At 68.5% G+C, this 22,203-nt stretch carries 22 protein-coding genes; 2 read left to right on the top strand and 20 right to left on the bottom strand.

Translation table 11 applies throughout. From position 1 onward, the window contains the following. Positions 1-19: 19 nt before the first annotated feature. Positions 20-406 carry a hypothetical protein gene (locus tag LOC60_RS08500; protein WP_230024387.1) on the top strand — a complete coding sequence of 129 codons (387 nt, stop codon included), beginning with the start codon at positions 20-22 and terminating at the stop codon, positions 404-406. 183 nt (positions 407-589) lie between these two features. Here the strand turns inward: LOC60_RS08500 and LOC60_RS08495 are convergent, their stop codons facing one another. From LOC60_RS08495 to LOC60_RS08485, 3 genes are all read right to left on the bottom strand, one after another. Then, a complete protein-coding gene (locus LOC60_RS08495) occupies positions 590-2,221 on the bottom strand; it encodes a peptide chain release factor 3 (protein ID WP_230024385.1) in 1,632 nt (543 codons plus the stop codon). A gap of 85 nt (positions 2,222-2,306) precedes the next feature. Then, positions 2,307-3,632: an MFS transporter gene (locus LOC60_RS08490; protein ID WP_230024384.1), complete on the bottom strand. Its 1,326-nt coding sequence runs from the start codon at positions 3,630-3,632 to the stop codon at positions 2,307-2,309. After that, positions 3,629-4,255, bottom strand: a complete 627-nt coding sequence (locus tag LOC60_RS08485) for a winged helix-turn-helix domain-containing protein (protein WP_230024383.1) — start codon at positions 4,253-4,255, stop codon at positions 3,629-3,631. The genes LOC60_RS08490 and LOC60_RS08485 overlap by 4 nt, the downstream gene beginning before the upstream one ends. Positions 4,256-4,780: 525 nt before the next feature. Between LOC60_RS08485 and LOC60_RS08480 the strand changes: the two genes are divergently transcribed. Then, positions 4,781-5,947, top strand: a complete 1,167-nt coding sequence (locus LOC60_RS08480) for an acetyl-CoA C-acetyltransferase (protein ID WP_230024382.1) — start codon at positions 4,781-4,783, stop codon at positions 5,945-5,947. Between the two features lie 143 nt (positions 5,948-6,090). On the opposite strand, the gene LOC60_RS08475 is transcribed toward LOC60_RS08480, so the two are convergent. The 17 genes from LOC60_RS08475 to LOC60_RS08395 all read right to left on the bottom strand — a co-directional run bounded on the left by LOC60_RS08475 (position 6,091) and on the right by LOC60_RS08395 (position 22,191). Beyond that, on the bottom strand, positions 6,091-9,108 hold the full coding sequence (locus LOC60_RS08475; protein ID WP_230024381.1) for an alpha-mannosidase: 3,018 nt from the start codon (positions 9,106-9,108) through the stop codon (positions 6,091-6,093). 8 nt (positions 9,109-9,116) lie between these two features. Further along, positions 9,117-9,971, bottom strand: a complete 855-nt coding sequence (locus tag LOC60_RS08470) for a carbohydrate ABC transporter permease (RefSeq protein WP_230024379.1) — start codon at positions 9,969-9,971, stop codon at positions 9,117-9,119. Between the two features lie 3 nt (positions 9,972-9,974). Beyond that, positions 9,975-10,937, bottom strand: coding sequence for a carbohydrate ABC transporter permease (locus LOC60_RS08465; RefSeq protein ID WP_231713248.1), 963 nt, complete (start codon positions 10,935-10,937; stop codon positions 9,975-9,977). Positions 10,938-10,953: 16 nt separating this feature from the next. Next, the gene (locus tag LOC60_RS08460; protein WP_230024378.1) at positions 10,954-12,279 is read right to left on the bottom strand and encodes an extracellular solute-binding protein; all 1,326 of its coding nucleotides are present in this window, start codon (positions 12,277-12,279) and stop codon (positions 10,954-10,956) included. A 252-nt stretch (positions 12,280-12,531) separates the two neighbouring features. Then, complete coding sequence (locus tag LOC60_RS08455; RefSeq protein WP_230024377.1) at positions 12,532-13,131, bottom strand: V-type ATP synthase subunit D; 600 nt, start codon at positions 13,129-13,131, stop codon at positions 12,532-12,534. After that, a complete protein-coding gene (locus LOC60_RS08450; RefSeq protein ID WP_230024376.1) occupies positions 13,128-14,510 on the bottom strand; it encodes a V-type ATP synthase subunit B in 1,383 nt (460 codons plus the stop codon). The genes LOC60_RS08455 and LOC60_RS08450 overlap by 4 nt, the downstream gene beginning before the upstream one ends. Next, a complete protein-coding gene (locus LOC60_RS08445) occupies positions 14,503-16,287 on the bottom strand; it encodes a V-type ATP synthase subunit A (protein WP_230024375.1) in 1,785 nt (594 codons plus the stop codon). Before LOC60_RS08445 ends, LOC60_RS08450 begins: the two co-directional genes overlap by 8 nt. Further along, a complete protein-coding gene (locus LOC60_RS08440) occupies positions 16,284-16,811 on the bottom strand; it encodes a hypothetical protein (RefSeq protein ID WP_230024373.1) in 528 nt (175 codons plus the stop codon). The genes LOC60_RS08445 and LOC60_RS08440 overlap by 4 nt, the downstream gene beginning before the upstream one ends. After that, on the bottom strand, positions 16,808-17,041 hold the full coding sequence (locus tag LOC60_RS08435) for a hypothetical protein (RefSeq protein WP_230024372.1): 234 nt from the start codon (positions 17,039-17,041) through the stop codon (positions 16,808-16,810). The genes LOC60_RS08440 and LOC60_RS08435 overlap by 4 nt, the downstream gene beginning before the upstream one ends. Continuing rightward, the gene (locus LOC60_RS08430; RefSeq protein ID WP_230024371.1) at positions 17,038-17,493 is read right to left on the bottom strand and encodes an ATP synthase subunit C; all 456 of its coding nucleotides are present in this window, start codon (positions 17,491-17,493) and stop codon (positions 17,038-17,040) included. Before LOC60_RS08430 ends, LOC60_RS08435 begins: the two co-directional genes overlap by 4 nt. Continuing rightward, complete coding sequence (locus tag LOC60_RS08425) at positions 17,490-18,815, bottom strand: V-type ATPase 116kDa subunit family protein (RefSeq protein ID WP_230024370.1); 1,326 nt, start codon at positions 18,813-18,815, stop codon at positions 17,490-17,492. Before LOC60_RS08425 ends, LOC60_RS08430 begins: the two co-directional genes overlap by 4 nt. Then, positions 18,802-19,761, bottom strand: coding sequence for a hypothetical protein (locus tag LOC60_RS08420; protein WP_230024369.1), 960 nt, complete (start codon positions 19,759-19,761; stop codon positions 18,802-18,804). Before LOC60_RS08420 ends, LOC60_RS08425 begins: the two co-directional genes overlap by 14 nt. Next, the gene (locus LOC60_RS08415) at positions 19,761-20,204 is read right to left on the bottom strand and encodes a hypothetical protein (RefSeq protein WP_230024368.1); all 444 of its coding nucleotides are present in this window, start codon (positions 20,202-20,204) and stop codon (positions 19,761-19,763) included. The genes LOC60_RS08420 and LOC60_RS08415 overlap by 1 nt, the downstream gene beginning before the upstream one ends. Positions 20,205-20,251: 47 nt before the next feature. Further along, on the bottom strand, positions 20,252-20,572 hold the full coding sequence (locus tag LOC60_RS08410; protein WP_230024367.1) for a ferritin family protein: 321 nt from the start codon (positions 20,570-20,572) through the stop codon (positions 20,252-20,254). Between the two features lie 112 nt (positions 20,573-20,684). Further along, positions 20,685-21,221: a flavin reductase family protein gene (locus LOC60_RS08405; protein WP_230024365.1), complete on the bottom strand. Its 537-nt coding sequence runs from the start codon at positions 21,219-21,221 to the stop codon at positions 20,685-20,687. A 17-nt stretch (positions 21,222-21,238) separates the two neighbouring features. Then, positions 21,239-21,685, bottom strand: coding sequence for a peptide-methionine (R)-S-oxide reductase MsrB (gene msrB / locus LOC60_RS08400; RefSeq protein WP_230024364.1), 447 nt, complete (start codon positions 21,683-21,685; stop codon positions 21,239-21,241). A gap of 14 nt (positions 21,686-21,699) precedes the next feature. Continuing rightward, positions 21,700-22,191, bottom strand: a complete 492-nt coding sequence (locus LOC60_RS08395; RefSeq protein ID WP_230024363.1) for a hypothetical protein — start codon at positions 22,189-22,191, stop codon at positions 21,700-21,702. Positions 22,192-22,203: the final 12 nt, after the last annotated feature.

The raw sequence follows: 22,203 nt of genomic DNA, 5'->3' as shown, positions 1-22,203 counted from the left end.
CACAGTGGGCATCTCGGGGATGGCGCTTTCCATGCGCTCGGGTGTCCAGTACTCCAACGCCTCGTCAGCCTCGCCGGGTTCTGCCGTCCGGGAGACGGACAGCCCGCACGGATCAGGGTCAGTCGGCGTTGCCTCCGGGGCCGCCTCATCCGGCGGGACAGGCTGGACCGCCGGTGCGGGTTCTACGGGGGTGGCCGGATCGGTCGGCACGGCCTCCGCGCCGCTCGGACATCCCGTCTGCGGGGCAGCGTACACCGCCGTCTGGTCCGGCGGTGCGGACGCGACGGATGCATCCGGCGGAGCCTGCGCCGCGCCCGCGCCGCTCCCGCATCCCGTTGTGAGCAGTGCGGCAGCCAGGAGCACACAGCATGCCGCCATCCCGTTGCGCATCATCCGGGCAGGCTAGCGCAGATTGGAACCGAACGGTGCACGGAATGCGGAATCAGTTCGGTTTCTTTTGTGGAGGCAGGCGTGTCCTTCACCTGCTGTACAGGTGATGCCGTGTGCGTCGTACCTTCCGTACAGGCGATGCTGCCTGGCCCGTGTCTGGCCCACCGGAGCTGTACAGAAGGTGCGAGCGGTGCAGGGCTTAGTAGCCGCGGCTGCTGTTCGGGGACTCGGTGCCGATGACGGTCAGGCTGATGTCCGGGTGGTTCTTTTCCACCCGGCGCAGCGCCCAGACGTCGTTGAAGACGGCCACGAACGCGCCGTCGGTCCGGACCAGCACTTCGGCACCGTGCACGTTGCTGAGCTTTTCGGCGGCGTCGGCGGTGGTGAGCCGGGCCAGCGAGTAGGAGAGCTGCTCGTAGCGCATGGGCGCGTTAAAGTCCTGCGTCATGCGGTCCTCAACCACTTCGAACTGCATCGGGCCGACGGCGGCCAGCACGGGCGCCTGATCGCCGCGGCGGTCCGAACGCAGCACCTGGATGATGCCCTCGTGCTCGAGCTGGTCGATACCTCGCCGGAACTGCTTGTAGCGGCTGGGGTCCTGGGACCGCGCCACGCGGAAGTGCTCGGGGGAGAAGAATGGAATGGGCGGGTACTCCACCGGTTCCTCGACGTAGAGGCTGTCACCCACCCGCAGCGCGGAGGCGTTGACCAGCCCGACGACGTCGCCCGGGTATGCCTGGTCGATGACCTCGCGTTCGCGGCCGAACAGGTGCTGCGCGTACTTGGTGGCGAAGGTCTTGCCGGTGTTGGAATGCGTGACCACCATGCCGCGTTCGAAGATCCCGGAGCAGACACGGATGAACGCCACGTGGTCGCGGTGGGCCTTGTTCATGCCGGCCTGCACCTTGAACACGAAACCGGAGAACGGTGCCTCGACCGGGCGGAGCCCGCCGTCCTTGTCCTCGCGGGCAGTGGCCGACGGCGCCAGGTCCACCAAGGCGTCCAGGATCTGCTTCACGCCGAAGTTCAGCGCTGCGGAGGAGAAGAGGATGGGGGTGGCCTTAGCGTCCAGGAACTTGTTGCGGTCGAACTCGCGGCCGTCAATGACCAGCTCGGCTTCGTCCAGGGAATCGGTCCAGACGTCGCCTTCGCGTTCCAGGGCCTGCTCCGGGGTGAAGTGGTCCTCCTTGGCGAGGGAGGCGCCGGAGTTCTGCCGTTCGAAGTGGACGTATTCGTCCTTCTGCAGGTCCCACACGCCGCGGAAATCGCCGGCGATGCCCACGGCCCAGGTCAGCGGCATCGGCTCGAGACCGGTGCGTTCGGTGATTTCATCCATCAGGGCCAGCGGATCCAGGCCGGGCCGGTCCCACTTGTTGATGACGGTGATGATGGGCAGGTTGCGGGAGCGGCAGACCTCGAAGAGCTTCATGGTCTGGGTTTCCAGGCCCTTGGCGGCGTCCACGAGCATCACGGCGCAGTCCACGGCGGCGAGGACGCGGTAGGTGTCCTCGGAGAAGTCGGCGTGGCCGGGGGTGTCCAGCAGGTTGATCACGGTGTCGCGGTAGGCGAACTGCAGGGCCGTGGAGCTGATGGAGATGCCGCGGTCCTTTTCCATCTGCATCCAGTCGGAGACCGTTTCGCGGCGGTTTTCCTTGCCGTTGGTGGCGCCGGCCGTGCCGATCACCCGGGCGTGCAGGGCCAGCGCTTCGGTGAGCGTGGACTTACCGGCGTCGGGGTGCGAGATCACGGCAAAGGTACGCCGGCGGGCGGACTCCTTGACGATCTCTTTGGTGGCGGTGGCGCTGACGGGGGTGGAAACCTGTTGGGACACTCCGCTGCTTTCAGACTCTGGTGGGTGGGACTGCTTGTCGGGCGGGACTTCTCCCCGGCAGCCGGCTGCTCAGAACACAGCTTTTTCATTCTACCCGCCGCCCGTCGGACGCCCGGACGGGGATGTCCGTGCCGCCGTCGTCGTCGCCCGCATCTCCGGCACCCGCATCTCCCGGGCCGCCGTCGTCCGTGTCTTTAGGGGCGACCGAGCGCGCGTGCCGGGACAGCAAGGGCACTGCCGCAAGCAGGCAGGCGACGGCCATGGCTGCCACCAGCGCCTGGTACGGCATGATCCCGATGAGCACCGCCGCAAGCATGGAGGCCCCGACCTGGGGCAGGTTGGTCATTACCTGCGTTACGGCCGCGGTCCGGCCCTGCATGCCGGGCGGTGTCTCCTCCTGCCGCAGCGTGACGAAAGCGATGATCATCCACGAGGCGCCCGTGCCGACCGCCGCAGCGCCGGTCATCACCAGCGGCAGGAAGGTAAGGGCGGTGGTCAGGACGCCGCCGGCAAGCAGGGCAACGCCGAACACCATGCAGCGGCGGACCCCGAAACGCCGGATCACCAGGCTCGCCGTGAGCCCGCCCAGAACCGCCATGACTCCCTGCGCACCCAGCAGCACACTGAGGAATTCCGGCGGCCTGCCCAGGCCCTGCTCCACGGTGGCGAAGACCGTCACGTTGAGGATTCCGGTGGCACCCATGGCGATGCCCAGGGTCAGCAGGGCGCGGCTGAGCAGGGGGTGCCGGGACATGAAGCGGACGCCCGCCGTCGTGCTCTGCCAGAACGTCTCACCCGTGTCCCGGGCGGAGACCGTTTCGGACAGTTTCAGGGTGGCCAGGATCAGCGCGGCTGCAAGGAAGCAGCCGGTGGCCAGCAGTACAACGGTGTCCATTCCCCACAGGGCGAGCATTCCGGCTCCCACCAGCGGCGAGACGATGCGCAGGCCCTGGTCGATGCTGCTCAGGATGCCGTTTGCGGGGGCGAGGAGGCGGGTGTCCAGCAGGTTGCGGAGCAGCCCGGATTGGGCGGCTGCGGTGATGTAGGAGGAAATGGCGTAGACGAAGATGACCGCATAGACCAGCCAGACCGTATCAACGCCGCGGACAGCCAGGAGGGCGAGGATCACGACGCCGGCGGACAGGTTGGTGAGGATGAGCAGCGGTCTGCTCCGGTAACGGTCTGCCAGGCGGCCGGTGAAGGGGGCCAGGAGCGCCGGAAGGCCGAGGGCAGCGAACACGAGGCCTGCGGCGGCGTCGCTGCCCGTGAGCTGCTTGACCCAGATGGCGGCGGTCAGGAACAAGACCGAGTCGCCGAAGTTGGAGAACACCCAGGCCAGGGCAAGCCTCCGAAAACCGGAAATGCGCAGGACGTCGCGGTTGGTGCCGACAGCCGGCGACGCCGTGGTCATTCCTGCCCCGGATCAACGTTGAGGACGGAGAACAGGCGGACCGGGACCGCTCCTGCGGGGCGCTGGTCGGGGTTCTCCCAGCGGCCTTCGAAGCGCCGGGCCAGCTGCCACAGGTCTTCCCGCAGCTGCAGGATTTCCTGGTGGGTGGCATAGGTGCGGGCCTCGTGCACCGTTGCCACCTCGAGGTCTTCCGGCGGAAGTGCGGGGGAGCGGCTAAGCCAAGACTGGATCCGTTTCAACTGGCGGTCCACCTCTATTGCGGCCACGGCCGAAACCGCGTGCACGGAGCCGGGGGTCTTCGGATCGATGACGTTGGACCGGTGCAGCGCGACCGTCTTCCACGGCTTTTCCCGGCCTGGCTGGTGGACCTGTTCGATGTAACCGTGCCGGGCCAGGACGCGCAGGTGGTAGGAACAGCTGGCTACGGATTCGCCGATGGCTGCGGCGCACTCTGTCGCCGTGGCCGTTCCGGCGTCATCCAGGTAACCGAGTAGTTCCAGCCGGACCGGATGGGCCAGCGCACGGATCTGCACCGGATCGGCGAACACCTGCTCACCGGACGCTCCGGGGGTCGCGGCGTGCTGTTTCGGGCCGGTCACTGCCGGGTCCGGTGTCTGGTTCATGGGGTTGAGGCTAGGTGCTAAAGAAGTCTTTAGCAAGGGTTCTTTAGATTGGGGTTTCGGCTGGGCCGGGGCGGTCGGCGCAGGACTGGGTCACGGGGATGGGTGGACCGTGCCGGTGCTGGGCGGGTGGGATCGGGATTGCCAGCGGGGTCGGCGCGCGTCGCGGAGATGGGGTAGACCGTGTTGGTGCTGGGCGGGTCGGGAATCCCTGCGGTTTGTCGTAATTACTGCGGAATGTCGCAATCCCTGCGCCGCGCCGCGCAGGGATCCGGACAAACCGCAGGAAAACGGACAAACGCAGGGAAACGGACAAGCGCAGGGATCCGGACAAACCGCAGGGAAACGAGCCGGGAAGATATCCAGCCCAGCCAGCGGCACGGCCACACACATACCGCTGGTCTGGTTACCGGCCCGACAGAATCGCCTATTGTGGTGCACGGCACATACCCCGTGCACCGGGTGCCGGCCCTGGGTCCACGCGACCAGGGAACAAAACTGCCTTACAACGACGAAAGGCCCTCGACCATGGCTGAAGCCTTCATCATCGACGCCGTCCGCACTCCCGTCGGCAAGCGCAACGGGGGACTGAGCACAATCCATCCCGCCGACCTCGCCGCGCATGTGATTGCCGAAACGGTCCGGCGCGCAGGGATCGACTCCGCGGAGTATGACGAGGTCATCCTCGGCGCCATTGACCAGGTGGGACCGCAGGCCATGGACATTGCCCGCACCTCCTGGCTCGCGGCGGGCCTGTCCGAACGCGTTCCCGGCACCACCGTGGAGCGCCAGTGCGGTTCCGGTCAGCAGGCCGTGTCCTACGCCGCGCAGGCCGTGATGAGCGGCACCAGCGATCTCGTGATTGCCGGCGGTGTGCAGAGCATGTCCTCCGTGCCGCTGTCCTTCGCCAACTCGGCTGCCAAGGAGCTGGGCTTCCCGAACCCGTTTGCCGGCTCCGTCGGCTGGGAGAAGCGCTACGGGAACCAGCAGATCTCCCAGTTCATCGGTGCGGAGATGATGGTCAAGCAGTGGGGGCTGACGCGCGAGGAGATGGAGGACTTCGCCGTCGAATCCCACATGCGTGCCATTGCTGCGCAGGGCGAGGGCCGCTTCGACCGGGAAATCCTGCCGATGAACGGCGTCACCGCGGATGAGGGTCCCCGGGATCCGGACCGCGCCAAGATCGCCACGCTCGCACCCCTGGCCGAGGGCGGACACCTCACCGCTGCGACCTCCTCGCAGATTTCCGATGCCGCCGCCGTGCTGCTGGTCGCGTCCGAAGATGCGGTGCGCCGCTACGGGTTGAAGCCCCGCGCCCGCATCCACTCCATTTCCGCCCGCGGGGATGATCCGGTCATGATGCTCAGCGCTCCGATCGAAGCCACCCGGCATGCCCTGAAGCGCACCGGGATGAGCATCGAGGACATGGACCTGCTGGAAATCAACGAGGCCTTCGCCTCCGTGGTGCTGGCCTGGCAGCGGGAGCTCGGCGTGGATATGGCCAAGGTCAATGTCAACGGCGGCGGCATCGCCCTGGGCCACCCGATCGGGGCCACCGGCGCGCGGATTATGACCACGCTGCTGCATGAACTTGAGCGCACGGGCGGCCGCTACGGCCTGCAGACCATGTGCGAGGGCGGCGGCCAGGCGAATGTCACCATCATTGAGCGGCTGGACGAGAGCTTCCGGCTGTAGCGCGGTTCCGGGGACCTTCGTGGTTCGGACTGTTTCGCATCGAGTCTGCAATATTTACCGATATTCGGCCCCAAAACGGTAAATATTGCAGACTCGATTGCTGAAACGGTAAATGTTGCAGACTCGATCCGGGGACCGGCCCGTCAACTGACCCGGAACCGCAGCGTGACCAGCTCGAAAGGCCGCAGCGACAACTGCACCCCGCCGTCTCCGGCATCGACCATGGCCACAGAGTCCACCGGACGTTCCAGCAGGTCCATCGCGGCAACTGAGGAGTAGTCGAAACCGGCTGTGACCCGCGCCGTCGCCCGCCCGCCGAATGCCTCATAAAGCCGGACGACGACGTCGCCGCTGCGGTCCTCTGCGAGCTTCACCGCCTCGATCACCACCGCGGGATGATCCACCGCCAGCAGCGGGACGGTGTCGGCGGCTCCAACTCCGGATACCGTGCGCAGCGGCAGGTTCAGCCGGTATCCCTCCGCCACCGCGTCGGGAATCCCTGCAGCCGGCCGCAGCGAAAACCGGAACCGGTGCGGGCCCTGGTCCGTGCCCGGATCCGGGAACACCGGAGCGCGGAGCAGCGACAGCCGGACCGTCGTGCAGGTCCGCCCGTCCACCTCGTCCCGGATCGTATCGTGCCCGTAGGTCCGGTCATTGGCCACGGCGACGCCGAATCCGGGCTCCCCGACGTGGATCCAGCGGTGCGCCACTGTTTCAAAGCGCGCCGCGTCCCAGGAGGTGTTGGCATGGGTGGGGCGGTAGAGGTGCCCAAACTGGATTTCCGACGCCGCGCGGTCCGCATGCACGTCCAGCGGAAAGGCGAGTTTGAGCAGCTTCTGCCGTTCGTGCCAGTCCACATCGACGGTGAGGTCCACCGCCGCACCGTCCGGGCTGAGCGTAATACGCTGCACCAGGGTGGAAGCGCCGAAAGACCGCTCGATGCTCAGGACCCGGCCGTCATCCTCCAGCTTCATGGCGTCGGGCTGCATCAGCTCGGTGCTGCTGAACCGGTAGTGTGCGTCCAGGTCCCACGCGTCCCACTGGTTGGGAGTGTCGCGGAAGAGCTGGAAGTGGTTTCCGGGCCGGCCGGGCAGGAACACTTCCCGGCCGTCGGCAACCAGGGAGGTAAACAGTCCGGCGTCGTCCACCGTCAGCCGAAGGCGGGGCCCCGCCAGATGCCAGCCGGCGTCGGTGCGTTCCCAGCTGCCGGAGCTTCGCGCAAAAGCCGACGCCGCAGCCGCACCTCCAGCGGGCACGCCCTGCTGCGGATACGGACCCGCGTTCAGCACCGCCAAGGTGTCGCCGCTGCCCAACAGGGTCCCGGCGGCGTCCTCGATCACCGTCTCAAGTGCTGCCGCCACCCGGGCGTAGTTACGCTCGGCTTCCTGATGCACCCAGGCGATGGAGGTGCCGGGCAGGATGTCATGGAACTGCTGGAGCAGGACCGTGTGCCAGGCCTGTTCCAGCACGTCGTAGGGGTACGCGGCACCGGTGCGCACCGCGGCAGTCGCTGCCCACAATTCGGCTTCCCGCAGGAGGTGCTCACTGCGCCGGTTGCCCTTTTTGGTGTTGGCCTGGCTCGTGTAGGTACCGCGGTGAAACTCCAGGTAGAGCTCCCCGGACCATACCGGAGGCTCGGCCAGTTCCTCCTCGGCTGCGGCGAAGAACCGTTCCGGGCTGGAAAGCCGCACCTGCGGGGACCCTTCCAGGTCCGCGGTGCGCTCCGCCGCCGCGAGCATCTCCCGGGTGGGGCCGCCGCCGCCGTCGCCCCACCCGAACGGAACCAGGGACGTGTTCCCGAAGCCCTTCTCGGCGTACTGGCGCTGTGCACGGGCCAGTTCCTGGCCGGAGAGCTCGGAGTTGTAGGTGTCCACGGGCGGAAAGTGCGTGAACAGCCGGGTGCCGTCGATGCCCTCCCAGAGGAACGTGGAGTGCGGCATGGTGTTGGTTTCGTTCCAGGAGATTTTCTGCGTAAGGAACCACCGGGCGCCTGCGGCCCGGGCGATCTGCGGCAGCGCTGCGGAGTACCCGAATGAGTCAGGCAGCCAGACCACCTCGGGGTCCACACCGAACTCCTCCCGGAAGAAGCGCTTTCCGGCCACGAACTGCCGCGCCAGCGCTTCACCGCCGGGCAGGTTCGTGTCCGATTCCACCCACATCCCGCCGGTGGGCACGAACTGCCCGCTGCGTACCTTCTTGGCGACCCGGTCAAACAGGTCCGGATTGTGGTCCTTCAGCCACGCATACTGCTGGGCTGAGGAGGCAGTAAAAACGAACTCGGGATCGTGGTCCATCAGCTCCAGCACATTGGCGAAGGTCCGGGCCACCTTCCGGATGGTTTCCCGCACGGGCCACAGCCAGGCGGTATCGATATGCGCGTGTCCCACCGCGGAGATCCGGTGCGCGCTCGCATACGCCGGGCTGGCCAGCACAGCGGCCAGCGCTGCCCGGCCGGCACCGGCGGTGCCGGGGATGTCGGAGGGGTCAACCGCATCGACCGCCCGTTCCATTGCGCGCAGGATTTCGTGCCGGCGGGGCAGGTCCATGGGCAGCTCATGCATTAGCCCGTTGAGGGTCCAGAAGTCCCTGGCAAGGTTCCAGGCCGGAACGTCCAGCAGGGCAAGGTCCGCGGCGCGGAACACGTACAGCGGCGCGCTGCCCGCCGTCGTCCGGTCGCCCATGGGAGTGGGCGCGTAAGTGAAGCCCGCGATCACGTTGGGATTGGACGCGGCCTCGATGTAGTAGGTGAAGGTTTCACCCGGCCGGCGGGGGAGCGGAACGTGCAGGTTCCGCGGTTCCACCGCTTTGACTATTGTTCCCTGCTCCGTGTAGACCAGCGCCTCGGCCTGGAAGCCCGGGCCGTCGCCGTCGAACCCCAGATCGATCACCAGCTCCGGCCGGACGCCGTCCGCTTCGGCCCAGCCGTCGGGTACCGTTCCGCTGACCCGAAACCAGGTGGTGTCCCACGGGGCGCCCCAGGCCTGGCCCGCGCTGAAGGGGAGGAATTCCCGGCCTGATGCCTCCGCGAAGGGCACCGGCTCGCCCGGTTCCGTCCATACGGCAATGTCCAGCGGCCGCCGGTCCCGCCACCGTGCAGGTTCGAGCCGTTCCCGCAGGAACCGGCTGATGCGGGCTTCAACAAGTTCGCGGTTCGCGTGCACCAGGCACCTTAGCCTTTCATGGCCCCGCTGAGGGCAAACGAGCCGCCCAAGGCACGGGAAACGATGTAGAGAACGATCACGGGAAGCGAGTACAGGATGGAGAAGGCCGCCAGCTCGCCGTAGGCCACGCCGCCGTACTCGTCGAAGAAGCGGAAGATGCTCACTGCCGCAGGCTGGCTGTCGGGCGAGAAGAGGAGGATGAACGGGACGAAGAAGTTTCCCCATGCCTCCAGGAACACGAAGATGAACACCACTGCCAGACCCGGCCGCATCAGCGGGAGCACCACGTAGAACAGCGCCTTCATGGAGGAAGCCCCGTCAATCCAGGCCGCCTCCTCCAGGGACACGGGCACGGAGTCCATGAAGTTCTTGGTCATCCAGATCGCGATCGGCAGGAAGGTGGCGCCCATAAAGAAGATGGTGCCGGCCAGTGAATCCAGCAGGTTCAGCTGCACGAACAGGCTGTACACCGGAACCATGATCGCGGTGATCGGCAGGCAGGTGCCGAAGAGGATGGTGTACATAAACGGGCGCTTGAAGCGCATCTGGTAGCGGGAAAGCGGGTAGGCAGCGAGCACCGCGGCCGTGACGGTGACCAACGCGGAGCCGACGGCGAGGATGAAGCTGTTCAACAGGGGAATGAACGTCTGCTGCGCCGTCATAATGGCGGCGAAGTTCTCCAGGGTGAGGGTCGTCGGTATCGCCAGCTCGTAGCTGGCATCGGCGTTCACTGAGGCGGCCAGCAGCCAGGTAAGCGGAAGCAGGAAGCAGGCTGCCAGCAGCACCAGCACGATATTGGCAGTGCGGGCGCTGCGGGTTTTGCCGGCCCCCCGGGCGGGGGCGGCGGTGGCGACGGCGGCCATGGACTAGTCCTTCCTTTCCCGCAGCATGCGGATATAGGCGATGGAGAACACCGCTCCGATAAGCAGCATCACAACGGCAATGGCGGTGCCGTAGCCGATGTCGCCGTATTGGAAGGCCTGCTCGTAAGCCATGATCGGCAGCGTGGTGCTGGCATTGAGCGGCCCGCCGCCGGTCACTACGTAGATGAGGGTGAACGTGCCCAGGGTCAGCAGCGTGATCAGCATCAGGTTGGTGGCGATGCTGCTCTTGATCATGGGCAGCGTGATGAACCGCAGCCGCTGCATTCCGCCGGCGCCGTCGATGGTTGCCGATTCGGTGATCTCCGGCGGGACGTCGTTCAATGCGGCCTGGTAGTTCATCATCGAAAAGGCGGTGCCCCGCCAGATGTTCGCAAATACCAGGGCCAGCATGGGGTATTCGTAGAGCCAGTCCACTACGGGCAGCCCCGCAAGCCCGGTGAGCTGGTTCAGCATTCCGTCCCGGAAGAAGAACGCGTAGGCAATAAAAGCAGCAACAATTTCCGGCAGCACCCATGCCGCCACCACACAGGTGCCCGCCACCGCAGCCACCACGCGGTTGGCGCGCTGCATCACCAGGGCCAGCGCCAGCCCCAGGCAGTTCTGGCCGATGACGGCGGATCCGAGGACAAACAGGAACGTCAGCCACAGGGAGTGCGGAAACTGCGGATCGGTGAGCAGGGTGCGGTAGTTGTCCAGCCCGATCCATTCCGGGTTCCGGGCACTGGCGCCGGTGAGGCCTGCATCGGTGAACGAACCGTAGAAGGCCCACAGGATGGGTCCCCCGAGGAACACCAGAAGCAGTACGACGGCGGGCAGCAGCGGCAGCAGGCGGACGGCCTGCCGCAGCCGCACGGACGCCGGCGGTGTCCGCGGGCGGGGAGCCTCCCGAACCGGCTGGTCCCGGTCCCGGGCCGCGGTCGCGCCGGCGGCGCGGGCAGGGGACATGCCCGACAAGCCGGGACTACTTTTCAATGACGTTGTCTTCGCCGACGATCTGTTTCAGGGCCTCGTCATAGTCGGCTGCCGCCTCCTCCGGGCTCTTGCCTCCGGCCACTACCTCCTGGGTCGCCGTGAGCACCGCAGTGTCGATTTCGGCGAAGTCGGCGGTTGCCGGGCGGTAGCGGCTCACTTCGAGCACCTCGGTGACCTCCTTGGCGAAGGGGTTCATCTCCTGGTATTCGGTGGTTTCCGCGACGTCGTTGCGCACGGCTATCTTTGAGGCGTCCACCGTGTAGGCCAGCGAGTTGTCGAAGTTCATGGCCATCTTCACGAAGTCCACGGCCAGCTCGGGGTTTTCGCTTCCGGCACCCACGGCGAGGGTCCAGCCGCCGGACATGCTCACGGCGCCGGGCTCCTGTCCGTTCTGGGTGGGGAACGGGGAGGTCGCCATCACTTCGCCGTATTCCGGCCATTCATAATCCGCCCCTTCCTGCCAGAACTGCGGGGCGTAGGAGCCCTCGACCGTGGCACCCATGCGGTCCTGCGGCAGCATGTCGCCCACAATCTCCTGCCAGATGTTCGGATCCAGCGCCTGGGCCGGAGTGACCGCCAGCCCTTCGTCGTAGATGGTCTTCAGGAAGTCCAGTGAATCGATGAACCCCTGGGAGCCGACGACCCACTTCTGTTCGTCCTCGTCGTACAGGGCACCGTCTTCGGTGCCGTACAGCAGTTCGTAGAAGCTCTGCATGGTGCCTGCATACATGCTGAACGGCACCACATCGGGGTTGGCTGCCTTGACGGTGCGGGCCATCTCCAGCAGGTCCTCCCAGTTTTGGGGCTGCCAGGGCAGCTCGATGCCGGCTGCGCCCAGGACATTCTGGTTGTACCAAATGACCCGGGTGTCGGCTTCCAGCGGGACCGCGTAGATGCCGCCGTCGTCGCCCGTTCCGGCTTCCTTCGCGGTTTCGTTGAACGCGTCCCAGTCCTCCCAGTCAGCGAGGTATTCGTCCAGCGCGAGGACGTAGCCGGCGTCGACGTCGGCCCGCAGTTTGAACGAATCCTCCACGAAGACGTCCGGAGCGGTGTCGGGGGAGCGCTGCGAGAGGGCCAGCTTGGTCGCGTAATCGTCGTCGTTGCCCTCAATCGGGCTCAGTTCCACGGTGATGCCCTCGTTGGCAGCCTCAAACTGCTCTTTGGTGTTTTCCATCAGGGATTCGAGGACGGGGTCGGCCTTCTTGTACGCAATCAGCAGGGTCTGGGAGTCCTCCCCGCCGGAATCGCCCGAGCAGCCGGTGAGCGCCAACCCCACGACCGTCACTGCCATAAACGTCTTCTTTATGCCGCGCATGGTTCTCCTTTGATCCACGACTTCCCCAGACAGGCGCCAAAGGCCCTGTTGCTGGCGAGGCTAGTACATCAAAGTGATTTAGGCCACGTTTCCGACCGGCCTGTCGGACCGGCCGAGCAGCCGGTCGGCAAGGCAGGTGGCTGCCCCGGGCAGGATCGGCAGGGCTCCGATCGAAAGTGCAGTAGTTACCGAAGCCGGGCTGAAAACGGTAACTAGTGCCCTATCGATTCCTGTGGCCTCCGTCCGCCGCCCTCACATCAGCCCGGCGGCCCAGCGCAGCCGCAGGCTTTCCTCCAGTTCCTGTTCGGCGATCCGGCGTTCGATGGCCGTCAACTGTTCCTCCAGCCGGGGGATCCACCGGTTCTCCACGGCCCGCTGCCGCGTTCGGGTGGCGGCAAGCTCCTCCGACACGAGAAGCAGCGCGCGTTGCCCGGCCGCAGCAGCCACGGCCGCCTCCAACGCCGCCCGGTGCGCCGCCGCCGCAAACGCCAGGGCGGAACTGCCGCCGGCGGGAGGAGCCGGCGGCACGGTGCAGGACGCCGCCTCGGGATACGAGATGCCCATGGCCCCGCCCCACTGCACGACGGCGACAGCGGCGTCCGGCGGTGCGGCCTCCAGCAGGCGGTCCGCACCGTCCAGCCCGGTACTGCGCTGCAGCCACACCGCAGCCTCCCGGGCGGCGGTTTCCCAGGCACGGGTGCCCGCATCCGCCCGCTCCTGCAGGCCCTCGATGGCCGCCTGCAGGATGCGCTGCTTCCGGTCCAGCAGTTCGGCTCCGCGCCGGGCCGTGGCGAGCCGGCGCTGCACCTCGGACCGTTCGGCCCGGCTGCCGCCGGACCGGAACCCGCTCACGGCAGGTACCGGTCCAGGAACTCGGCGGACAGCATGGTGAGTTCCCGCCGCGGCAGCAGGGACAGTGCCTGCCAGGCCAGGTCCAGCGTCTGCTCCAGGGTGCGCAGTTCGTCCCGTCCCTGGTTGAGCAGTTCCTTCTCCACCACGGTCCGGAACTCGATATACGCCTTGTCGGTTTCGCTCAGCGCCGCAGCCCCTACCAGTTCGGCCAGTTCCGCGGCGGACCGGGCGCGGGCCATCGCTGAGAGGATCTGGGCCGCGACGTCGAGGTGGTCCTCCCGGGTCCGTCCCCGGCCGGCGCCGCTGCGCATGAGACGTGACAGCGAGGAGAGCACGTCCACCGGCGGGTAGATGCCGCGGGCATCGATGTCGCCGTCGAGCACCACCTGCCCCTCGGTGATGTAGCCGGTGAGGTCCGGCACCGGATGGGTGATGTCCCCGGCTGGCATGGTCAGCACCGGCACAACGGTCACCGAACCCTCCCGCCCCCGGACCCGGCCGCAGCGTTCGTACAGCTCAGCCAGGTCGCTGTACAGGTAGCCGGGGTAGCCGCGCCGGGCGGGGATCTCCCGGCGGGCGGCGGAGACCTCACGTACCGCCTCGGCGTAGCTGGTCATATCCGACATCACCACCAGCACGTCCGAGCCGTAGTCGTAGGCCAGGGACTCCGCGATGGTCAGGGCAATGCGCGGGGTGAGGATCCGTTCAATCACCGGATCATCCGCGGCGTTGAGCAGCAGGACCAGTTCACCGGCGGCGGAGCGTTCCTCCAGCCGGTCGCGGATATAGGCGATATCGGCATGGGTCATCCCCATGGCGGCGAACACCACCCGGAAGGCCCGTCCGGAGGATGCGGTGGCCTGCGCGGCGATCTGGGTGGCCAGGGTCAGGTGCGGCAGCCCGGGGATGGAGAAGATCGGCAGCTTCTGGCCGCGGACCAGGGTGGTAAGGGCATCCACTACGGAGACGCCGGTGATCACCGGGTCCTGCGGCGGTTCCCGGTAGACGGGGTTCAGCGGCCAGCCACCCACGGGAGAGGTGTCCTCGGCGGTGACGGGCGGACCGCCGTCGAGCGGTTCACCGCGCCCGTTGCACACCCGGCCCAGCCAGCCGGGGCCCACCGGTACTGCCAGCGGCCGGCCCTGGAAGCGGACTTCCACTCCGCCCAGTGCCATGCCCTCGGTACCTTCGAGGACCTGCAGGGTGGTCTCGTCGCCGTCGACCTCCAGCACCAAGCCATGCCGCTGGGGGCCGCCCTCGACGTCCACCGTGGCGAACTCGTCCCAGCCGACGCCCTCCGTGTCCCCGAGGACCAGCAGCGGTCCGCGCAGTTCACGCACGTCACTGTGGCCTACCTGCGCTCGGTGGCTGTTAGCCATGGGCATCTCCCGTCGGTGGCTGGTCCAGTGCCTCGGTCAGGCGCCGGATGAAGGCCCGGCCGCGCTCCTGCACGCCGGCGGCATCTGTGGGCCCGGTGTCCTCCCGCAGGCGCAGGACGGGGCTGAAGTCATAGCTGTCGACGTCGGCCGGCGGCACTCCGCGCGCCACCAGGGCCTGGCAGGTCTCCACCACGTCCAGCACCGTCTGCAGCAGCGCGCCGCCCTTGTCCGCAGAGCTGTAGCCGTCGTTGGGGCTGAGCGCGTTCTGCAGCAGCACCCCGTCGCGCAGCAGGCGCCCGCCGAGCAGGACCATCTGCTCATGTCCGGGGAGGGAGGAGGCGCCGATGATCTCGGCCAAGGCGGTCAGGCGGTCCGCCTCCGAGAGGAGCAGGGTGGCGGAGGCCCGGCGCTGCGCCCACCTCGGATCCCCGTGGGCGGAGTACCAGCGGCCCAGCGACTCGGCGTCACGGGAAAAGGAACCGCGCCAGCTGACGGCGGGGTAGTGCCGGGAGTAGGCGAGGTCCCGGTCCAGCAGCCACAGCGAGCGGACAAAGCGCTGGGTGCCGGTGGTCACCGGTTCGCTCATATCTCCGCCAGGAGGGGAGACCGCCCCGATCACGGTGACCGACGCCGTCGCCCCGCCCAGCGTCCGCACCCGGGCGGCCCGCTCGTAGAACGCGGCGAGCTCACTGGCGAGGGAGGCCGGATACCCTTCCTCGGCGGGGAGGTCCCCGTTGCGGTTGGCGAACTCGCGCAGAGCCTCGGCCCAGCGGGAGGTGGAGTCGGCAATCACGACGGCGTCGTAGCCCATGTCGCGGAAGAACTCGGCTACGGTGACGCCGGAGGCGATGGACGCTTCCCGGGCCATCATGGGCATATTGGAGGTATTGGCAATGATGACGGTCCGGTCAATCAGCTTGCCGCCGGTACGGGGATCGTCCAGCCCCGAGAGTCCGTCCAGCACGTCGGCCATCTCGTTGCCGCGCTCGCCGCACCCCACGTAGACAATCACGTCCGCGTTGGACCACTTGGCGATCTGCTGCAGGGTGAGGGTCTTGCCGGTGCCGAAGCCGCCGGGTACCGCGGCAGCCGCGCCGCGGGGAACCGGGAACAGCAGATCCAGGACCCGCTGCCCGGTCTGCAGCGGCACCAGATCCGTGATGCGCTCGCCGAACGGCCGCGGGCGGTGCACCGGCCAGCGCTGCGCGAGGGGCACCTCCATGCCGCCGATCCGGGCCACCGGATCCAGCGGCCGGACCTTGCCCTCGGCCAGCCACGTCACCTCGCCGGAGACCGACGGCGGCGCCAGCACCCGAAACTCAATTGTGCCCACGCCGGGCACGGTGCCCAGGACCTGTCCGGCCCGCACGGTCTCGCCGACGGCTACCGACGGCGCGAACTCCCACCGGGTTTCCAGCACTGCGGGGTCCTCGGCTGAGCTCTGCCGTTCCTGCGTCAGCCAGAGCGGAGCGGAGGAGAGCGGGCGCAGCAGCCCGTCGAAGACGGTGCCCAGCAGCCCCGGTCCCAGCAGCCCGGCCAGCTGGTGGCCGGTCCGTTCGGCACGGTCGCCGGCCTTCAGCCCGCCGGTGTATTCGTAGGCCTGCAGGGTGGCCTGGTCCCCGTTGATGGATACCGCCTGCGCGGCAATGCCGTCCGGGCCGATATTGACCACTTCGAGCATGGACAGCCCGGTCAGGCCGCTGATTTCCACCAGCGGTCCGCTGACCCGGGTGATCCGGCCGCTGCCGCCTGTTTCCGCCGGTTCCGAAGCCCTCATCCGTCGTGCCATAGCCGCCGCACCTCCCCGGAATGGTCCTCCAGCGCCTGGTCGGCCAGGGTGGGCAGCGACAGGTCCAGCCGCCGCGAGCCGGCCGTGCCGGTCACGCCCCCCTTGTGGCTTTCGGTCACTGACGCCATCGGTCCGAGGATCCGGTCCGCCTCCGCGGTCAGCCGCCGCAGGATCTGCGGGTAGCGCGGGTCCCGCCGCACTTCACGGACCTGCTCCTGGACCTGTGCGGCCAGGAGCGACCGCAGGTGTTCCTGCTCGGCGAGGACGGTCCGGCGCGCCTGACGGCGGGCACGGGCGGAGGAAGCCGCGGCATCGGCCCGGGCGGCTTCGGCACCTTCGCGCTGCGCGGTGCGGTGGATATCGTCCGCCTCCGCCTGCGCCCTGCCCAGCAGGTCGGCGGCCTGCTGCCGCGCGTCAGCCTCGGACCGGGCGGCGGCTGTCTCGGCATCCCGCCTCAGTGCCTGCCGCACCGGGTCCAGGGCCGCCTCCGCACCCTGCGGCAGCCGGGTCATGAAGGCAGCACCGCCGTCAGGGGCGACGCCGGATGGACCAGTTCGTCGCTGAGGTGCGCTGCGGCGTCGGGCGTGAGCAGGACGACGCAGACCGAGTCGGGCAGCCCCGCCCAGGCGGCCCGGACGTCGGCGGCTCCGGCGGCGGGGTGGAGCTCTGCCCCCGCCAGCCGGTACCCCTCCAGCAGGGCAGGATTCCCCAGCGCGGCCACGGTTCCTTCCCGGCTGCTCATGCCTGGCCGATGAGGATGATGGAAATGATCAACCCGTAAATGGCGATGCCCTCTGCCAGGCCCACTACCACCATGGCCCGTCCGAAGATTTCCGGCCGCTCACTCATCGCCGCCAGGGCGGCCGAACCGGTGTAGGCGACGGCGATGGCCGCGCCGATGGAGGACCCGGCGACGGCGATCGCGGCGCCGATCAGCGCGGCACCGCTGCTGTCACTGCCGTCGGTTGCCGCTGCGACAGCGGTGGCGGCAGCCCCGCCGTCGCCCGCCGTGGCCGGGGCTGCGTTCAGGGCGGAGACCAGCAGGGCCAGCGCTCCGGCCATGAGGACGGCGTTCAGCCCGAGCAGCGCGCGGACGCCCGCCCGGCGGCGTCGGCGCATCAGGGCCAGGGCGCCCCCGGCCAGCAGGACGGTAAGGAACAGGGCCAGGGGAAGGACGGCAAACCAGGGATTCACGGCAGGTGCCTTTCAGCAGCGGGAACGGCGGAGGCAGCGGAGGCGGGCCCACCGGAGGCGGGCCCAAGGTCGGGAGCCCAGGGCCGGAACGGGCGTCCCTCCTCGGTGAAGACGCGGGAGAAGAGCTCGTAGTACTCCAGCCGCAGCGCCTGGATGCCGGCCACGAGGCCTTCCAAGGCGAAGGTGAGGACATTGCCCAGCACGAACATCAGGATGGCGGGGATGATCCTCCAGCCCGGTTCCCAGATGGCCGTTGTTGCCTGCCAGACCACCATCATCAGGGCCGCGTGTGTAAGGCCGAAGGCGGCCAGCCGGGTGAAGGACACCAGGTTCGAGGCCAGCTGCACCACGGTGTCCACCAGTTCCACCGTGGCCTGGAGTCCGCCCGTGGGTCCGCCGCCGGATTCCACGAACAGGCCGATGAAGATGAACACCAGCGCGACCAGTGCAGCGGTTCCGGCGGCCACCAGGATTACGGCGCTGCCGGCCAGCAGCCCCCAGGCCACCAGGCCGATCGCCGCGAACAGCAAGGCTCCGGCCAGCCCCGAGCGGGCATACAGGGCATACCCCCAGCCGCCCTCCCGGACCCGATTAATGGTTCCGAGCGCGTAGGACCCGGCCAGCAGCACCGCCCCGAGCACCAGGGCGGCGACGATTAGCGGTATGGGTTCTTCGAGCGGTTCCAGCCACAGCACCGGCAGCACATGGGTGGGGCCGAAGAACTCCCCGTACAGGATGCCGAAAAACACTGCCGCCGCACCGGCCCCGGTAATGAAAAGCCAGGTCCGGCGGTAGCGCTCCAGCCACGGCACCCGAAGGAACCGGACCAGCAGCCCGGCGATCACCAGCAGGGCCCCCTGCCCGGCGTCGCCGAACATCATCCCGAACATCACCACGTACGCCACCGCGGCTATCCGCGCCGGGTCCAGGTCCGCGTACGGGACAGTGGTGTAGGTGTCCACGAGCAGCCGCGAGAGCCGCGGCCGGCGTCGTTCCTCACCGGTCAGCTGGGTGGGCGGCTGCACTCCGCGCGGCCGGCGCAGCGGCACGGCGGAGGCGCCGTGCGGCTCGAGGGCCTTCCGGAGTTCCGGCAGCTGCCGGGTGGGGGACCAGCCAACCAGCGCGGCCACCGGCCCGTGAACGACGGCGGCGTCCGCGGCGCGGTCCAACTCCTCCGGACCGTCCCCGGGTTCGAAGGGCAGATCCAGTTCGACTGCGGCGCTGGCCGCCACCTCGGTCAGGACGGGACGGCGGGCGCCGAGCGGCCAGACCAGGGCGATGCGGTCCATCCGGACCGGACTGAGGGTTTCACGCCACGGCATCGAGCACCTCGCTTCTCCCGGTGCCTGCGGCTGCCGCGGCCAGTGCAGCGCGGACCCGCCACGCGTCGGCAGCCAGGACCGCCATGGCGCCGAGCACCACGTCCGGGCCGGGCAGCCCGGCCCGCAGCAGGCCGAAGCCGTCCGTTTCCACCTGGGCGGCAAGGCGGGCCTCCGCCTGCCACAGTTCATGCGGCTCCTGCACCTCGGCCAGGATCCGGCCGGCGCCCGGGCTGAGGGCCGAGGTCAACTCCGGCAGCGAGGCGGCCTCCGTCCATCCGGTGCCGATCAGTGGACGGAGCAGGGATACGAGGCGGTCCGTCGGGCGGACGCCGTTCACCAGCAGCAAACGGGCAGCCAGCAGCACGGCCCCGGCAACAGCCCAGGGGCGCGCGGCCGGGGCCGCGGCGGCCAACCGGCGGAGCCAGACGGCGGTGAGCATGTCGGGGAGCGCCGAAGCCGGGCCGGGGTCACCCCAAGGCGACGCGGCCAGCATTGCCTGCAGCATTTCGGGGGAGTCCGCGGTGCGCAGCCGCGGCCAGGCCGTGGCCAACCCACCGAGGTCGAAGGCAGATCCTAACGGGGCAGCTGTGCCGGGTTCCGTGCCTGTATTCGCCCCCGTATCCGCCCGGAGTGCGGCGGCGAGGGTAAGGATGTTGTCCGCTTCGAACCGTGCGGCGGCCGCCCGCACCAGCTGGGTGTCCTGGCCGGCCGGGAGCCACCCGGCCAGGACACGCAGCTGCCAGAGCACGGCACTCCGGGTGGCCTGCTGTGCGGAGCCCAATGTCCGGGCGCCGGCCAGGTCGCCGGAGTACACCGACTCGTTGAGCGCCTCGACGGCGGCGGGCAGGCTCGGCAGGGCGGACAGGTCCCGGCACATCCCGGCGCCCACCCGCCGCTGCGCCATGGACCGCGCCCGGACCGAGGCCGCCACCCAATCCGCCCTCATCAGCCGGTGTCCGTTCCCCGGCCCAGCAGGTCCTGAACCAGATCCGCCACAATGGCGGATGCGAGTTCCGGTACCCGGGACTCGCCGCGGCTCCGGAGCGCCTGTGCCTCTTCCCTGGCGTCGGCGAGCAGCTGCTCGTCCTCCTGCGCGGCTTCAGCGGAGACCCGCGCCGCGGCTTCGGTCCGTACCGCCGCACTGTCCATCCGGGCCTGCTCCACAAGGGCGGCGGCCTGCCTGCGGGCGGCGGCGACGGTCTGCTGCGCCTGGGCGGCGGCTGATTCGGTGAGCCCGGTGCCCTCATCGATCGTGGGCTCGAGGGCCTCGAAGACGGGGATCAGCTCGGCGGCCGTTCCTTCGTCATCAGTGGCCGGAACACCGGCCGGCCCGGCGGGGCCGGGCGCACCGACGGGTCGGAAACGGTCCAGCAGGCTGTTGCGTGCCATGGCGGCACCTCCCTGAGCGGAGGAGTGGTTGCGGGGTTGCCGGGGGACTAGTCGCCGGTTGCTTCGGCCTCCGAGGCTTCGCCGTGCCGGACTATGTCTCCCTCGGAGAAGAGGATGCCGTAGGCGATTTCCCGCCAGAGGGGAGTGCGGCGCAGCAGGAACTCGAGTTCCATGCTGAAGTGCTTGAATTCCTCGCCGAGCGAATCAAGCATGATCGCCCGGGACTCGGCGTCGGGCTCCACCGCCGTCCGCTGGACGTACCAGCCGATGGCCTCGGCTTCCTCTGCCAGGCTGGCGCACATCCGCGCAAACGTCCGGGTTTCTGCGGGAAGTTCGGAAGGCGGCTCATGGTACTGGTCTGTGCCCATTTGCATCTCCTGAGGACCGGTAACTCCGCAGCGTCCAGCCGGCTGCGGAACGTTTCCCCCGTTCCTCGACGTTACGTTGGGCGGAGTGCGGACACAATGGTTCCGGCCCGGATCAGCGGGCCAGCCGGGCGTAGGCTGAGGCAAAGTGCACCAGCGGATCCGCCTCGTCGTCGGCATTGGCGCGGCGGCCCATGGCGACCACCTCGCCGATGACCAGCTGGTGCGTCGCCGCCGTCGTCACCTGCGTGGTGCGGACCTCGAACCAGGCGATGGAATCCTCGATAACCGCGGCACCGGTTTCGGGTGCCCGCCCGTAGTCAACCTGGTTCAGCAGCCCTTCCAGTGGTGACCCGGGGCTGGCCAGCCAGTTGGCGGTACCGCGCAGCCTCGCCGGCAGCAGGCTGAGCGCCCAGCTGCCGGCGTCGACCACTGCCTCGGCAATGCGTGCCTCGGCGTACAGGCTCACCAGGAGGGTGGGCGGATCGTAGGAGACGGAGAGGAACCCGCTGACGGTGGCCGCGTAATCGCGTCCGCGCAGGCGGGTGGACACCACGCCCACGCCGGACGCGATGTCCGCGCTCAGCTCCCGGTACCGGTCAATGACCTCGTCCGGGACGTCGGGCCCGGTGACGGTCTCACCGGGAAACACTCCGTGTTCCAAGGGTCCTACTCCGCGGAGGCGGCTGAGCCGTCCTGCGGGACCAGCTTCACGGAGATGGAGTTGATGCAGAACCGCTGATCGGTGGGCGTGTCGAAACCTTCGCCCTCGAACAGGTGGCCCATGTGCGAATCGCAGTTGGCGCACCGGACTTCAATCCGGTCCATCCCCATGCTGCGGTCGTGCAGGTAGCGGACCTTGCCCTCGGCCAGCGGGGCAAAGAAGGACGGCCACCCGCAGTGCGAATCGAATTTCTCGCTGCTGGTGAACAGATCGCTCCCGCAGGCACGGCACTGGTAGACGCCGGCGGTCTTGGTGTCCCAGTACTCGCCGGTGTAGGGCCGTTCGGTGCCGGCCTTGCGCAGCACCGCGTACTCCTGGGGAGTCAGTTCCTCGCGCCACTGCTCATCGGACTTCTGGACGGGAACGGTTCCGGTGTTTTCTTCGGTAGTCATATCCGCGTCAACGCTTAAGAGTCGCCAATAAATCCCGAGCCGCTGTACAGATGCAGCACCGGCACGCCCAGCCGGTCCTGGGCCTCGTTCGCCCAGTCGGTGCCGAAGGTGTCCTCAATGGCGTGCGGGGTGGTGATCACGACAACCTGGTCAGCGTGCGTACGCTTGGCGGTTTCGACGACGGCGGCCACCGGGTCCTCGCCGGTCACGGTGCCGGTGGCATCCAGGCCGGCGGCGGAAAGCTGCTCAAGGGAGTCTGCGAGCGAGGTGACCGCTTCCTTCACCTCGTCGGCCTTGGACGGACGGCCGCCGGTCAGGTTCCGGAAGGCCTCGGCGAAGTCGAGCAGGCTGAGGTTGTCCAGCACGTCCACCAGCAGGTTCCGGCCCGGATCAGCAGGCACCAGCACCTCAAAGCGGACGGGGTTCTCTCCTGCGACCGCGCGCAGGTTGTCAATGTCGCGGGTACCCAGCGGTTCTTCCGTCAGCACCACAATTGTCGAAGTCATGCGCACCAGCCT

It is taken from the genome of Arthrobacter sp. zg-Y769, from assembly GCF_020907405.1.
Taxonomy (GTDB): domain Bacteria; phylum Actinomycetota; class Actinomycetes; order Actinomycetales; family Micrococcaceae; genus Arthrobacter_B.
The sequence above is the reverse complement of the archived record's forward strand: the minus strand, read 5'-3'. Positions and strand labels throughout refer to the sequence as shown.